Here is a 13,703-nt window from a genome sequence, read left to right as displayed (position 1 = left end):
CAGGGCAGAAATTACCCGAGCGCCTCAACCCTGCCAGGCATGGCCAGCAAAGGCTTCGTCAAGCTCGGGATGGTTCAAGTGATTCGAATAGTTGCTGAGCGTCTTCACCGCGAGCGCCAGCACGATCTGAAGCACTTGGCTCTCATCGTAGCCGGCCTCGAGGAAGGCTTGCACGTCCTTCTTGTTCGGCTTGCCACGGGTATCGAACATCGCACGGGTGAAGGTGCTCAGCGCCGCCAGATGCGGATCGGGGATTGCCTGGTCGTTGCGGATGGCATCGATCACGTCGGCGGGCACCTGAGAGGCCTTCTCGGCCAGCATGCTGTGGGCCGACATGCAGTAGCCGCAGCCGTTGAGACGGCTGATGGTCAGGAAGACGACCTCCTGCTCGGGGGGTGTAAACCCTGAATCCTGACGGAATAGCTCGTAACCATGCAGATAGGTATCAAGTACACCGGGCGCCTTGGCCATGTGGGTGTACATGTTGGGTACGAAGCCCAGCTTTGCATTGGCCTTGTCGAGCAGCGGCCGTGCTTTTGCGTCGGCATTGTCGAGGGTTTGGGGCTCGAGCTGGATCTGGTAGTCGGCTGTCATGAAACCTCCTGTCGTTCATCGGTCTAGCGTTTGGCGTATATATGGAACTAATGGTCCATATATGGCGAAGCGATCCGTCGCGGGCGCGCTGTGTTAGCGTAGCGCGCGAATGATCAGTGCGGTCGCGGCATCGATCTGGTGGCGCTCTCCCCCCGACTTGAGCAAGGTCCGCAACCCCGCCATGCTCATGGTCAGGTAGGTGGCAAGTACCTCCGGGTCCTGATTTGCAGAGATGCTGCCCTCGGCCTGGCCACGTTCTACTGCCGACTGGAATAGCTCGGTAATGGCCGCCACGCTGCGCCTTGCCTCGGCGGCTGCAAGTTCATTGCGCTGTCCCAGCTCGGTAGCCGAATTGAAAATCAGGCAGCCCAGCGCGGCGCGCTCGCTGCCGGCATCCTCCGCGGTGTCACGAAAAAGCTCCTCGAAGAAGGCGTGGGCCGTCGGGGCGCGTGACTGACGCTGGCGCAGGCGGCCGAGCAGCGATTCGCGATAGCGTCTCAAGGCGTCGACGAACAGCTGTTCCTTGTTGCCGAAGGCCTGGTAGAGGCTACTGCGCGACAAACCCATGGCGGCCAGCAGGTCGCGGGTGGAAGCGCTGTCGTAGCCGCGCGACCAGAACACCTGCATGGCGGCTTGCACGGCCTGGTCGGGGTTGAATGTCAGGGGGCGTCCTCGTGTCATGCGTCAAATTTAGTACCACCCGTTCCATAAAACAAGCCCTGTTTCTCCCGCCATGCCTCGATGCCGTCGTACAGGCGTCACAACTCGGCACACCTCATTCGAGTAGTTCGCCCACCGTCAGGACGCCGCGGTCGGCCAGATGCACGGGGCGGGAATCGTCGCGGGTCCAGGCGGCCATGGAGCCGTCGTACATGGTGGCGTTCGCGAAGCCGCCCACTTCGCTGAGCTGGAACCAGCCGCTTGAGGCCCAATGCCCGGTATTGCAGAAGGCGACGGTAGGGGCCTCTCTATCCAGCTCCAAGGCATCGATGGCAGCCGTCAGCCGCTCGGGCTCCAGATACCAGGCGCCGTCGCGTTCGACCAGTGCATCGTGATGGGGCAGGTTTGCTGCGCCGGGGATCGTGCCCGGCACGCGAGCGGCGGGTGACTGCTCCTCGCCCCGGTAGAAGCCAACGGGGCGGGCATCCACCAGTTGCTCACCGGCCTGACGTGACGCATCGACCTCCTCGGTGGTGGCCAGCAGCTCTTCGCGCAGCGATGCCGAGAAGTCGGTCGCCTCGGAGTCGCTCGCAGGACCCTCTGCGACCTCGAAGCCTTGCTGCTCCCAACCGGCAAAGCCGCCGTTGAGGATCGCCACCTCGTCATGGCCCAGTGCCTTGAAGGTCCAGTAGATTCGGGTAGCGCTGGCGAAGTCGGTAGGGCCGGTGCCGGCGGGCACAACGATTACGGTGTCGTCGTTGCCGATACCCAGGCCACCGATCAGTTCCGCCAGGTCGTCGACGTCCGGCATCAGCCCGGCCACGCCATCGCGCTCCTCGCGCCAGCCATCCTCGGCGTAGTTGCTGTAACGACTGTCAGGAATGCGGCCGGCCTCGAAGTCGGCGCGGTCGCCGCCGTCATCGATGGTGGAGCGCACGTCCAGTACCACTAGGTTCTTGCTGTCCAACTGGCCATCGAGCCACTCGGCGTCGACCAGGGGAGAGGGGTGCATCGCCTGGGCGGAGCCGGCAATCGCCAAGGCGCCGGCCGCCACGATTAGAGGGATTCGCATGAGTCTGTCCTCCACGCTGGGATGCCCTGAGCCTAGGTCGGCCACAGGGGGGAGGCAACATATCACCAAGAATGCTTTCCTTCCGATACATTCCCCGCGGTAATAAGACGTCGCATGCCCATACCGTCATCAGAAGCAAACGGAGCGGAGCTCGACGACAGAACGGTAATCGGCTGCTATCGGTGTAAGGAGCCGGCGGGCGATACGACACAGTTGGCAGTCGAGCCCTACCGCCGGGTCCAACAACAAGAAAGAAATGACAAGACACAGGAGATCGCGAGCATGACGGAACAGCAGCCGCCCCCACGGCGATTCTGGTTGGCAGGCAAGCGAGCCGCCGAGCAGGACAGGTTCTTTCGCGAGGCCCTCGAATCACGAGGCTGGGAGGAGGGCGACGAGCGGCACTGGGACGCCGCCTGGGTCACCGGCATGCCCGAGCACGGGCAGTTTCGCCGGGTCTCGCCAAGATGTCGGATCAACCACTTTCCCGGCAATGCCGCACTGACCGTCAAGAGCCGGCTGTACGAAAGCCTGGCCGGCCTCATGGCACGCATGGTCGACGGCTTCGGGGCGCAGCATCCCTTGACGTCGCGGCTGGATTTCTTCCCCCGCGCCTATGTCATGCCGCACGACTACCATGCCCTGCAGCAGGCCGCACGGGACAACCCGGCGCAGCGCTGGATCCTCAAGCCCACCAATGCCTCCAAGGGCAAGGGCGTGCGGGTATTGCAGGACGTCGGCGAGGCGCCGCTGGCCGCCGACTGGCTGGTTCAGGAGTACCTCGATCATCCGCATACCATTCGCGGGCACAAGTACGTGCTGCGGCTCTACGTGCTGATCGCTTCGCTCGCGCCGCTGCGGGTCTATCTGTATCGCCAAGGCTTCGCCAAGCTCGCCTCCGAGCCCTGGGACCCGGACGATGCCGACAATCCCTACAGCCAATTGACCAATCCCGACATCAACGCCCTCAACACCAGCGCCGAGGTACCGGTGGAGTTCATCGATTTCGACCGCTACCGCGCCTGGCTGCGCGAGCAGGGGCACGACGACACGGCGCTGTTCGCACGCATCGAGGACCTCATCAGTCTCACGGCCATTGCCGCTGTCGACGCGATGCGAAGCCGCACCGCCGCCGTGGGCGCCGACCCGCGCGGCTGCTACGAGCTGCTGGGTCTCGACTGCCTGATCGACGATACCCTCAAGCCGTGGATTCTCGAATGCAACCTGAGCCCGTCGCTTGGAACCTGCGCCGCGCCCGAAAGCGGCGGGCTGATCGAGGAGCAGATCAAGGGCGACCTGGTGCGCGACCTGATCGCCCTGACCGGCCTGGCTGATGATGAGGCTGACGAATCATCCGATCCGCTGGCCGAAGCCGAGGCGGAACGGGCCCGGGCAGGCGGCTTCCGCCGCCTGCTGCCCGCCGCCGATCCGCTGCGCTACTTGCCCTACTTCTCGTTGCCCAGTGAGCAGGATCTGGCCTTGGCCGATGGCCTGGCCGGCCAACCCATGCCACGTCCCAGGTTGATGCGTCGCCGCGTCAGTGAGGTCTACGACGACCAGCAACTGGCCCTTTACGAGGCTGCCACCGGTCGCCTCTATCGCCCCAACGACACCGCAGCTTTGATCTGGCTGCTGGCCACCGAGGGGCTCGAACCCGAGGCAATCATCGAGGCGCTGGGGGCGGCAACCGCGGAGACGGGCGACGTCGACACCAATGCGCTGGGCCGTGAGGTCTGGTCCGCCCTCGCCGAGTGGTGCCGCCTGGGCCTGCTGTGTCAGCGCGGCAACGAAGGCTCGGTGCTTCCCGAAGTCGACTCGGTTGCTGGCGAGCCTGGAGCAAATCACGAGGCACAGACGGTGCTGCTGGAACACGAAGAGCGGCGCTGGGCGCTGGAAGTGGCCGATAGCGCGTCCTTCGCTCGCTTGCAGGCGGGATTGTGGAAGCGGCTTTCACCGCTTTCCCGCGAAGTTGCGAACGCATTGCCGCGGCTGGCATTGCTGAAGGCATCGGCGGGCTATGCCCTGGCCTCCGACGAGGCGCTCATCGCCTCTCGCCTGACATTGCCCGCTATCGCACCGGCTCTGACGGAGTTCCTGCTGCGCCAGGCCGCGGAGCCCGGGCAACCGGTAATCGATGCCCATCTCGTGGTGACGCCGGTGGGCAACACCGCGCTTTGTATCGCCAGCGATGCCCACGCGAGGGAGGCGTTTGACGCCCTGTCCTCGAATCTCGACGGCACGCTCTCCCGAGGTGTCAGGCTGGTGCCGGAGGGTGAAGCGGTATGCCTGGAGCCGCTCGGACTGCCTGCACGAGGGGCTGGCTCACCCGCGGCGGAAACGCTTCCGGTACTACTACGCAAGCTGCCGGTCTGGATCATCACCAGTGCCGAGACCACTTCCGCGACCCCAACACCGCTGTCCCGGCTCGATGCCCTGGCGGCATTGCTGCCGGAGTGTCGCACGGCCGGCGGTGAGCCGCCCTCTGCCGATGAGGTCCAGGTGTTGGATCGCTGGCTGGAAGGGACCGCTTGCTGGACGATTGGTATCGAGCTCACCGCCACGCAACTGGACACTTGGCTCGATAGGTCGTCGGAGGACGCCTCACAACCGACAATCCCGGCCGACTCCATGACGGCCGGGAACTGAGCAGCGGTGGCCCTTGCAGGTGGGCCACCGACCGGAGCGGGCATCACCGGCCCGTTTCGCAACCAGGCGGTTTGCGAATGCATCGTCGCATGCCGTTGAACGACAACGACCCAGATGGAGTACATGACATGACAGAGCACGAGGAGAAGCGCCGCACGCTACTGAGCCGGCTCAGCCGGCGACTTGGCTACGCGGCTCCCGCCATGGCGTTGGTCGCCAGCGGTATGGCAATGCAGGCCGTTGCCGACGAAACCGACACCCAACCGGGCTATACCAGCGGGCAGGAAGCGCCGCTGATGCTGGCCGAGGCTCATGAAGAGAAGAAGCCCGAGGCGGAAGTGGAAGCCGAAGGAGAGGCCGAAGGCGAAGCTGAGGGAGAGGCCGAAGGCGAAGCTGAAGACGAGGCAGAAGCAGAAGGGACCTAAGTGTTCTCAGTAACGATCCTGTTCCGTGCCGGGCACTAGCGTGTCCCGGTACGGAGCCGGCAATACGAGGCACGTCCACTCAAGAAGGGGAAAGGCGCATGAGCGAACAACAAGACACTGCCTGCCTCGACAGCCTCATCGAGGAGAACCGGCTGGCCCTGCACCAGTTGCAGGCGTTACTGGAAAGGCTGACTCCGTCCGCCTATCGGCACGCCTTCGGCCCGACAGAGCGCCAGAGCCTGGGCAAGCACGTGCGTCATATTCTCGATCATTACGACGCCCTGCTGGACGGTGCGGGAGTTGGCAACATCGACTACGAGAATCGCCAGCGGGACGAGCGGCTCGAAGTCGAACCGGCAGAGGCCGTGGCGCGGGTTGTCGAGATCAGCGGCGCGCTGCCATGCCTGCATGCGCATCGCTCGCTACCATTACAAGTTCGATACCCCGTCGAGGGTGCCAGCGTCAGCCTGGCGCTATCGACCAGCATGGCGCGCGAGTTGGCTTTTCTGACCAGCCATACCGTGCATCACATGGCCCTGCTGGGCTTCATGGCGGAGCAACTCGGCGTGGCCCTGCCCGACGATTTCGGGGTGCACCCCTCGACGCTTCGCTTTTGGCACAAGCAGACAGTCGAAGAGAACCTGACAAGGAGGGAAACGGCATGAAGCTGATTCACAAGATGGCGATGGCAGGGTTGGCCTTGATACTGGCCGCCCCCCTCGCCGCTGATGTTGACTGGCCCCAGGAAGGGTGGGAGGTCAGGTCCACCGAGATAGATTATGACGAACTGCTCTCGGCACTCAAGGAGGCCGTCGAGGCGGAAGAGATGGCCGTCGTGACCGAAGCCGGCCCCACGGAGGCCGCGGCCAATCGCGGCGTCACCATTCCCGGCAACCGTGTGGTGGGAGTGTTTCGTAACGACTACGCGGTAAAGATTCTGAAGTTGAGCGTCCCGGCGATGATCGAAGCACCGATACGTTTCTACGTCACCGAAAACGAGAATGACAGCGCCACGCTCTCGTGGAAAACACCGAGTCATGTCTTCGCCCCCTATGCCGAACAGGCGGGTCCCGAGCTCGAGTCGGTGGCGGAGGAGCTAGACGCCATCTTCAACGCTATCGCTGATCGGGTGGAGGCTGCTGCAGCTCAGTGACCGAGCTCGATGATCCGCCCGCCGGCTGCTGCCGCATCCTCGTGGTCGTGTGTCACCAGCAGGCTGGGCAGCCCCGCTTCGCTTAGCCGGCCGAATACCAGCCGGCGCATCTCCTGACGTAGATGCGTGTCGAGGTTGGAGAAAGGCTCGTCCAGCAACACGGCCCGGGGCGATGACAGCAGCAGGCGCATCAATGCCACCCGCGACTGCTGTCCACCGGAGAGGGTGGCCGGGTCGCGCTCGCCGAAGCCAGTCAGGCCGATCGCCGCCAGTGCCGCCTCGACCCTGGCAGCCTTGCCGGGCACGGCGCGAGGCAGGCCGAAGCGCAGGTTGCCTGCGACGGAAAGGTGCGGGAAGAGCAGCGGGTCCTGAAACAGCAGACCGATGCCGCGTTGCGCCGCCGGCAGCGCCGTGATGTCGTTCCCTCCCAACAGGATACGTCCCGAGGCCACGAACTCCGGCGCCAGAAAACCGGCGGCGAAGGCCAGCAGAGTCGACTTCCCCGAGCCGGAGGGGCCCATGATCGTGAGCACCTCGCCGGGGCCGATGCGCAGATCGAGATCCAGCAGTTTCCTGCCGTGCAGGGCGATGTGGACCTTGTCGAACTCGAGGCAATCGTCGGTCATGGGGCTCCTCGCATTCCGCGGCGGTTGGACCAGAGCAGGCGGGGAACGCCCACGGCGATGATGAAGCCCACCAGTGGCAGGCTGGCTTGAATCAGTGCCCAGACACCGATCAGTCGACGGTTACCGCCGCCGGCCAGGGCCACCGCCTCGGTGGTCACGGTGGGGACCCGCCCAGCCCCGAGTAGCAGGGTAGGCAGATATTGCCCGATGCTGACGGCCAGGCCTACCGCCATGGCGGTGAGCAGCGGTGCCAGCAGCATCGGCAGGCGCACGCGCCAGAAGGCGCCGTTGGGCGTGGCTCCCAGTGTCTGTGCCACTCTCGACCAGCGCGGGTCGAAGCGCCGGTAGGCCTCCGAGAGCGAAAGGAACACGTAAGGCAGCACGAACAGCAGGTGCCCGAAGATCACCAACCAGAGAGTGGGGCGGGTACCCACCGCTTCCATCACCACCACCAGGCCGAACAGGAAGGCAATCTGCGGCACGATCAGCGGTAGATAAAGCAGCGTCAGCGCTGAGAGCAGCCTTCCCTGAGCCGGGTGGCGTCCGCTGCGCTGCTCGTTTTCCAGGGCGGCCAGGGCCAGCCCCAGGGCGAGCAGCGTTGCCAGTGTGGCAATCACCAGCGTGGTGACAACCGGCCCGGCCAGCGAGGGCAGGGCTCGCTGCCAGTGCTGCAGCGTGAAGGTGTCGGGCAAGCTGTCGGGAAAGCGCCAGAAGCCGGCCAGGGAGTTGATGGCCAGGCCGACGATACCCACCAGCGCCGTCACGGCGGCCAACAGGATCAGCGCCTTGCCGGCCACGTGCAACGCCTGCTCGCCAACGCGCCGCTGGCCACCCTCCACCCAGCACCGGCCCAGGCGTCGGGCCAGGCACTCCAGCCCCCACCACAAGAGCAGCGCCGTCAGCGTCACGCCCAACTGCAGCAGGACACCGGCCGAGGCCATGAAGCGGCGTGACAGGTCCGGGTCGTTGAACCAGGTGAGGATCGACACCGCCAGTGTGGGCGGTAGGGTCGGGCCGAGAATCATCGCCACGTCCACCACCGAGGAGGCGAAGGCGATGACCGCGAAGACCGGTAGTCGTACCAACGGGTATAGCGATGGCGCGACTACTTTCAGCCAGGCGATGGCCGGGCGATAGCCCAGCGAGCGGGCCATGGCCACACGCCGCTCGACGTCGAGCTGGTGCAGCGCCGCCAGGCTCATCAGCAGCAGGAAGGGAATCTCCTTGAGGATGAGGCCCGCCATCAGCGAAAGCCCCCACGGGTCCTGGACGATCAGCGCATCCGGGGGGCGCTCCCAGCCGGTCAGCCCGGGAGAAGCCAGCCGTGCCAACAGCCCCGAGGGAGCAATGAGGAAGGCCAGCCCGAAAGCGGCGGCCGCATGCGGAATCGACAGCAGCGGCGAGACCAGGCGGTGAATCCAGTGATGCACGCGACTGCCGGAGGTACCGGCCAGAAACAGCAGCACCACCGCCAGCGACACTGCGGTGGTCACCAGGCCGCTGGCGAGGCTGACTCCCACCGAGCGAGCGAGGCCCGGCTGGGCGAACAACTCCCGCCAGGGGGTCAGGCTCAGTGTCTCCCCGCCCAGTGCCGGTAGATAGCCGAAGGCGGGCAGGACGGCCATGACCAGGCCGGCCAGAATCGGGCCGACCAGCAGGGTGACGATCACCACCGGAGCAAGGCGCAGCATCAGGGCCGGTCACCTCTCTCCACAAGGAACCATTGGAAATTGCAGGGCATCTCTCGAGCTTCCCTAGCGGCCGACGTAGCGCGCCTGCCACGCCTCTTGCAGCGCCGTCATCCAGCTCGGGTGCGGCTCCGGCAGGGTCTCGGCCAACGCCTGCGGCTCCAGCAGGGCAGGGTTGTCGGATGTCTGTTCGAAGAGGGCGCGGCTCTCTTCGCCGAGGCGTGCTACGTCGAGCACGGTGGGGTCGCCCCAGACTGCCAGGTCCTGCTTGTGCGCCTGGGCTTCGGGCGATAGTAGAAAGTTCGCTACCACCATGGCCCCTGCCTTGTGGGGCGAATTGTAAGGAATGGCCACGAAGTGCACGTTGCCCAGCGTGCCTCCGTCGAGAATATAGCTGCGGGTCGATTCGGGCAGCTCGAAATCGGCTACGGCGGCGGCCGGCTCTGCCGGGTTGAAGGTGAAGGCCAGCGTCAGTTCTCCATCACTCATCAGGCGGCGCATTTCGGGGCCGCTGGCGGGAAACTGACGACCGCTGCGCCACAGGTGGGGGTGCAAGGTGTCGAGATACTCCCACAGCGGCACGGTAACGGCCTCGAAGTCGCTCTGTTCCACCGGCTCATAGAGCGCCTCGGCCTCTTCGGCCAGTGCGATCAGCGCCTGCTTGAGGAAGGTACTGCCGAGGAAGTCGGGAATGCGCGGGTAGGTGAAGCGCCCCGGGTTGGTCTCGGCCCAGGCGAGCAACTGCGCCATGCTGCGTGGCGGCTGTTCCTCGAGCAGTGCGGCATCGTAGTAGAAAGTGATCTGCGCCTTGCCCCAAGGCGACTCGAGTCCTTCGGTAGGTAGTGTGAAATCGGTGACCACTTCGGGGTTGTGCTCGGGATGGGTCAGCGCAAAGTTCGGCAGGCGCTCGGCAAAGGGGCCGTAGAGCAGGTCGTTCTCCTTCATGGCGGCGAAATTTTCGCCGTTGAGCCAGACCAGGTCGACGCTGCCGTCGTCATGATTGCCCGCGCTGCGCTCTGCCAGTACGCGGGAGACGGCGGAGCCGGTGTCCTCGATCTTGACGTGCACCAGTTCGACCTCGTGCTCCTCCCTGACTCGCCGCTTTACCCAATCGATGTAGTCGTTGATACGCGTGTCACCGGCCCAAGCGTGCCAGTAGACGGTCTGGCCACGGGCTTCGTCTGGCACGTCCTGCCACTTTTGCGTCGATGGGGTCGCATGGAGAGGGAGGGCAAGCATGGCAGCCAGTGGCAAGACACGAAGTAAACGCAGCGGCATCGACTCATTCCTCAATGGGGGTGGATTCGAACATGGCCCAGTGCAATGAGTCGCGGCCTGTCGTCGGCAGGCGCGATGACTATCGCTCGGGATCGTACGCTCATGACGTACCCACATGGTCGCGAAGCTACTGCCATCCTTACACATTTTCTCTTATTCCCGCCAAGTACTGTAAGGAGAGGCTGGGACTCGCGACGAAGTCTTGTCGCTGGCACTCAGCGGCAAGAGGCGAGAAGTCCCGACATGTCATTCACGGAGGCAATCACCATGCCTTACAACAAAGACGACAAGAGACGGCAGCTGCTGGGTTGCCTCAGCCGTCGGTTGGCCTATACGGCACCGGCACTGGTTCTGGCGGTGGGCGGGGTTGTCGCCCTGCAGGCCAGCGCCGGCGATGCCGTCAGCCAGGCGGGCCAACTGGCGATGGCCGAGCTGAGCGAGGAGACCTTCCTGCTGGCCAGCAATCACGCCGAAGGCGGCGCTGAAGCCGAAGGGGAGGCAGAAGCCGAAGCCGAAGCAGAAGCAGAAGCAGAAGCCGAAGCAGAGGGCGAAGCGGAGGGCGAGGCGGAGGGCGAGGCGGAAGGAGAAGCTGAAGGAGAAGCTGAAGGAGAAGCTGAAGGAGAAGCAGAGGGCGACGTTAGCGATGTCCAGCGCCCCGAAGGGTACTCGCCGGCCTATAGCGAGGAGGGAGACAACGAGGCGGAGCTGCTGGCTCGTGGCGAGGAACTCTATTACGACACCTCGCTGAGCAGTAACGGCCTCTCATGCGCCAGCTGTCACGGCAGCGAAGGTAACGATCAGGGCTATGCCGCGACCTTCGAGCAGCCCTTCCCGCATCAGGTGACCATGGCCGAGAACCAGTTCGGCATGGCCCAGGTTCACGCTGACGAGATGGTACAGATCTGCATGGTCGCGCCGATGGCCGCCGAGCCGCTGGAGTGGGGTGGCGATAAGCTGACGTCGCTGGCCGCCTACATGGTCGAGGTGCAGCGTCGCTTCGCGGGAGAACCGCACGACCTCTGAACGCGCAAGCACGGAGCGGGCAGGGCGCTTGTTACAGCCAATCCGCAGAAGTCGGCACGGCGTCGTATGGTGAGGCCTGCTAACCTGAATTCAGAAGTTGCTGAATCAGCAGCAGGCTCTCCAAGCATACCCTCATCGACTCGAGGCCAGGTCACCATGAGCGTACGCCGTGTCGCCTTCTTTCATCGCTTTGTGCTATGGACGAGCCTGCTTTTGTGCCTGGTGGCGGGGGGCATGCTGGCGTGGCAGAGCCAAGCCCAGGAGGGCGAGCGCATCGCCCTGGTCGTCACGGTGGAGGGGGCCATCGGGCCTGCCACCGGCGACTACTTCGAGCGCGGCCTGCGGCTTGCCGCCGAACGCGATGCCGAAATCGTGATCGTGCAGATGGATACCCCGGGTGGGCTCGACGCCGCCATGCGCGGCATGATCCGCGCCATGCTGACATCCGAGGTACCCGTTGCCATCTACGTCTCCCCCAGCGGGGCGCGCGCCGCCAGCGCCGGCACCTACCTGCTCTACGGCAGCCACGTGGCGGCCATGGCGCCAGCGACCCATTTGGGCTCTGCCACTCCCGTGCAGTTGGGTGGCGGCGGACTGCCCGGCATGGACCCTCCCGAGGAAGAAGCGCCCGGCGATGACGAGGCCAGCGGTGATGAGGCGAGTAATGACCCCGAGGAGGCGGCGGATGCCGAGGATGAGCCGGCCGATACACGCCGTCGCGGCGAGACCACCATGGAGCGCAAGGTGCTCGAGGATGCCGTCTACTACATCCGTAGCCTGGCCGAGCGCCACGGTCGCAATGCCGATTGGGCCGAGGAGGCGGTGCGCGAGGCGGTCAACCTGACCTCACGCGAGGCGCTCGAACAGAATGTGATCGATGTCGTGGCAAGCGATATCGAGGATCTGCTCGCGCAGATCGACGGCCGCGTTGTGGTGATGGAAAACGGAGAGCGGACCCTGGACACGGCCGAGCTTGCCATCGAGCGCTTCGATCCCGACTGGCGCACCGAGTTGCTGCAGGTGATCACCAACCCCAACGTCGCCTACTTCCTGATGATCATCGGTTTCTACGGACTGATCTTCGAACTCGCCAACCCCGGCGCCCTGGTACCGGGCACCATCGGTATCATCTCGCTGCTGCTGGCGCTTTTCGCCTTCCAGCTATTGCCGATCAACTACGCCGGCCTGGCGCTTATCCTGGTCGGCCTCGGGCTGATCGTCGGCGAGGCGCTGATGCCGAGTTTCGGCATTCTCGGCATGGGGGGCATCGTCGCCTTCGTGATCGGCTCGGTGATGCTGATGGATTCCGACCAACTGGCCGTGTCGCTGCCTTTGATCGGCGGCATCGCCCTGCTGGCGGCGGGGATCATGCTTTGGGTCGTGGTGCGCTTCGTCGGCCTGCGCCGACGGCCGGCCCGGACCGGCCAGGAACAGCTCGTCGGTAGCCAGGCGATAGCACTGGAGGACTTTCAGCACGAAGGCCACGTGCGTCTGCGTGGCGAGCGCTGGAACGCGCGCAGTAGCGCCGCCTTGAAGCGCGGCCAGGAGGTCCGGGTGGTGGCGGTCGAGGGGCTGACGCTCGAGGTCGAACCTGCTGAAGGAAGCGCAGTAAACGTGACGGATTCGTGACAAATGCCAACCAGCCGATGACACATCGTAGCCCGACATATCGAGGAGAGTGCCCATGATGATTTCCTATCTCGTGCCGGTCGTCCTGCTGTTCATGCTGATCGCCGCGTCGATCCGCATCCTGCCGGAGTACAAGCGCGGCGTGATCTTCTTTCTCGGTCGCTTCCAGGCGGTGAAGGGGCCCGGGCTGCTCATCGTGGTTCCTGGCATCCAGAAGATGGAGGTCGTCGACCTGCGGGTGGTGACGATGGACGTGCCGGAGCAGGACGTGATTTCCCAGGACAACGTCACGGTCAAGGTCAACGCCGTACTCTACTTTCGCGTGGTCGACCCCGAGAAGGCCATCATCCAGGTCGAGAACTTCACCATCGCCACCAGCCAGTTGGCCCAGACCACGCTGCGCTCGGTGCTGGGCAAGCACGATCTCGACGAGATGCTCTCCGAGCGCGACAAGCTCAACGACGACATCCAGGAGATCATCGATACCCAGACCGAGGAGTGGGGCATCAAGGTGGCCAACGTCGAGATCAAGCACGTCGACCTGGACGAGAGCATGATCCGCGCCATCGCCCGCCAGGCCGAGGCCGAGCGCGAGCGGCGGGCCAAGGTGATCCACGCCGAAGGCGAACTGCAGGCGTCGAAGAAGCTGGTCGAAGCGGCTAACGTGATGGCCGAGAACTCCGCCGCGCTCCAGCTGCGCTATCTGCAGACCATGAGCGACATGAGCAACAAGAACGCTTCGACCATCGTCTTTCCGCTGCCGATGGACATCATGGAGGCGTTCCGGCACATGAAGGCCTCGCCGGCCGCCCAGGCCAGAAACGCGGGCACGAGCAGGCCGGAGGATCTGGGCGAGGGCTAAGTTCGACGTGCCACAACTGTTCGAGCATGGCATCCTGAGGCGACCCC

The 13,703-nt window shown here is 64.8% G+C and carries 13 protein-coding genes; 7 read left to right on the top strand and 6 right to left on the bottom strand.

The window, feature by feature from the left end; genetic code table 11:
- Positions 1-24: 24 nt before the first annotated feature.
- From HNO52_RS15680 to HNO52_RS15670, 3 genes are all read right to left on the bottom strand, one after another.
- On the bottom strand, positions 25-594 hold the full coding sequence (locus tag HNO52_RS15680; protein WP_197566171.1) for a carboxymuconolactone decarboxylase family protein: 570 nt from the start codon (positions 592-594) through the stop codon (positions 25-27).
- Between the two features lie 93 nt (positions 595-687).
- Positions 688-1,275 (bottom strand): TetR/AcrR family transcriptional regulator, encoded by a 588-nt coding sequence (locus tag HNO52_RS15675; protein WP_197566170.1) that lies wholly within the window; start codon positions 1,273-1,275, stop codon positions 688-690.
- 94 nt (positions 1,276-1,369) lie between these two features.
- Positions 1,370-2,326: a sulfurtransferase gene (locus tag HNO52_RS15670; protein WP_197566169.1), complete on the bottom strand. Its 957-nt coding sequence runs from the start codon at positions 2,324-2,326 to the stop codon at positions 1,370-1,372.
- Between the two features lie 282 nt (positions 2,327-2,608).
- Between HNO52_RS15670 and HNO52_RS15665 the strand changes: the two genes are divergently transcribed.
- The 4 genes from HNO52_RS15665 to HNO52_RS15650 all read left to right on the top strand — a co-directional run bounded on the left by HNO52_RS15665 (position 2,609) and on the right by HNO52_RS15650 (position 6,550).
- Positions 2,609-4,972, top strand: coding sequence for a hypothetical protein (locus tag HNO52_RS15665; protein ID WP_197566168.1), 2,364 nt, complete (start codon positions 2,609-2,611; stop codon positions 4,970-4,972).
- 128 nt (positions 4,973-5,100) lie between these two features.
- On the top strand, positions 5,101-5,397 hold the full coding sequence (locus HNO52_RS15660) for a hypothetical protein (RefSeq protein WP_197566167.1): 297 nt from the start codon (positions 5,101-5,103) through the stop codon (positions 5,395-5,397).
- Positions 5,398-5,495: 98 nt separating this feature from the next.
- Positions 5,496-6,062 carry a hypothetical protein gene (locus HNO52_RS15655; RefSeq protein ID WP_197566166.1) on the top strand — a complete coding sequence of 189 codons (567 nt, stop codon included), beginning with the start codon at positions 5,496-5,498 and terminating at the stop codon, positions 6,060-6,062.
- A complete protein-coding gene (locus HNO52_RS15650) occupies positions 6,059-6,550 on the top strand; it encodes a DUF302 domain-containing protein (RefSeq protein ID WP_197566165.1) in 492 nt (163 codons plus the stop codon). The genes HNO52_RS15655 and HNO52_RS15650 overlap by 4 nt, the downstream gene beginning before the upstream one ends.
- Here the strand turns inward: HNO52_RS15650 and HNO52_RS15645 are convergent.
- From HNO52_RS15645 to HNO52_RS15635, 3 genes are all read right to left on the bottom strand, one after another.
- A complete protein-coding gene (locus HNO52_RS15645; protein ID WP_197566164.1) occupies positions 6,544-7,176 on the bottom strand; it encodes an ATP-binding cassette domain-containing protein in 633 nt (210 codons plus the stop codon). The genes HNO52_RS15650 and HNO52_RS15645 overlap by 7 nt on opposite strands.
- Complete coding sequence (locus HNO52_RS15640; RefSeq protein WP_197566163.1) at positions 7,173-8,867, bottom strand: ABC transporter permease; 1,695 nt, start codon at positions 8,865-8,867, stop codon at positions 7,173-7,175. Before HNO52_RS15640 ends, HNO52_RS15645 begins: the two co-directional genes overlap by 4 nt.
- Before the next feature lie 63 nt (positions 8,868-8,930).
- Complete coding sequence (locus HNO52_RS15635) at positions 8,931-10,142, bottom strand: ABC transporter substrate-binding protein (RefSeq protein WP_197566162.1); 1,212 nt, start codon at positions 10,140-10,142, stop codon at positions 8,931-8,933.
- A 267-nt stretch (positions 10,143-10,409) separates the two neighbouring features.
- On the opposite strand from HNO52_RS15635, the gene HNO52_RS15630 reads away from it, so the two are divergent.
- The 3 genes from HNO52_RS15630 to HNO52_RS15620 all read left to right on the top strand — a co-directional run bounded on the left by HNO52_RS15630 (position 10,410) and on the right by HNO52_RS15620 (position 13,656).
- Positions 10,410-11,165: a hypothetical protein gene (locus HNO52_RS15630; protein WP_197566161.1), complete on the top strand. Its 756-nt coding sequence runs from the start codon at positions 10,410-10,412 to the stop codon at positions 11,163-11,165.
- 156 nt (positions 11,166-11,321) lie between these two features.
- Positions 11,322-12,794 carry an NfeD family protein gene (locus tag HNO52_RS15625; RefSeq protein WP_197566160.1) on the top strand — a complete coding sequence of 491 codons (1,473 nt, stop codon included), beginning with the start codon at positions 11,322-11,324 and terminating at the stop codon, positions 12,792-12,794.
- Positions 12,795-12,849: 55 nt separating this feature from the next.
- Positions 12,850-13,656, top strand: coding sequence for a slipin family protein (locus tag HNO52_RS15620; RefSeq protein ID WP_197566159.1), 807 nt, complete (start codon positions 12,850-12,852; stop codon positions 13,654-13,656).
- Positions 13,657-13,703 lie beyond the last annotated feature (47 nt).

The organism is Halomonas sp. MCCC 1A13316, assembly GCF_014931605.1.
GTDB lineage: Bacteria > Pseudomonadota > Gammaproteobacteria > Pseudomonadales > Halomonadaceae > Halomonas.
Note: the sequence above shows the minus strand (reverse complement) of the source record. Positions and strands in the feature narration are given on the sequence as shown.

What these genes read in the sequence shown, in the direction of transcription:
- HNO52_RS15680 (WP_197566171.1), bottom strand. Translation starts at nt 594, where the DNA reads ATGACAGCCGACTACCAGATCCAGCTCGAGCCCCAAACCCTCGACAAT.
- HNO52_RS15675 (WP_197566170.1), bottom strand. Translation starts at nt 1,275, where the DNA reads ATGACACGAGGACGCCCCCTGACATTCAACCCCGACCAGGCCGTGCAA.
- HNO52_RS15670 (WP_197566169.1), bottom strand. Translation starts at nt 2,326, where the DNA reads ATGCGAATCCCTCTAATCGTGGCGGCCGGCGCCTTGGCGATTGCCGGC.
- HNO52_RS15665 (WP_197566168.1), top strand. Translation starts at nt 2,609, where the DNA reads ATGACGGAACAGCAGCCGCCCCCACGGCGATTCTGGTTGGCAGGCAAG.
- HNO52_RS15660 (WP_197566167.1), top strand. Translation starts at nt 5,101, where the DNA reads ATGACAGAGCACGAGGAGAAGCGCCGCACGCTACTGAGCCGGCTCAGC.
- HNO52_RS15655 (WP_197566166.1), top strand. Translation starts at nt 5,496, where the DNA reads ATGAGCGAACAACAAGACACTGCCTGCCTCGACAGCCTCATCGAGGAG.
- HNO52_RS15650 (WP_197566165.1), top strand. Translation starts at nt 6,059, where the DNA reads ATGAAGCTGATTCACAAGATGGCGATGGCAGGGTTGGCCTTGATACTG.
- HNO52_RS15645 (WP_197566164.1), bottom strand. Translation starts at nt 7,176, where the DNA reads ATGACCGACGATTGCCTCGAGTTCGACAAGGTCCACATCGCCCTGCAC.
- HNO52_RS15640 (WP_197566163.1), bottom strand. Translation starts at nt 8,867, where the DNA reads ATGCTGCGCCTTGCTCCGGTGGTGATCGTCACCCTGCTGGTCGGCCCG.
- HNO52_RS15635 (WP_197566162.1), bottom strand. Translation starts at nt 10,142, where the DNA reads ATGCCGCTGCGTTTACTTCGTGTCTTGCCACTGGCTGCCATGCTTGCC.
- HNO52_RS15630 (WP_197566161.1), top strand. Translation starts at nt 10,410, where the DNA reads ATGCCTTACAACAAAGACGACAAGAGACGGCAGCTGCTGGGTTGCCTC.
- HNO52_RS15625 (WP_197566160.1), top strand. Translation starts at nt 11,322, where the DNA reads ATGAGCGTACGCCGTGTCGCCTTCTTTCATCGCTTTGTGCTATGGACG.
- HNO52_RS15620 (WP_197566159.1), top strand. Translation starts at nt 12,850, where the DNA reads ATGATGATTTCCTATCTCGTGCCGGTCGTCCTGCTGTTCATGCTGATC.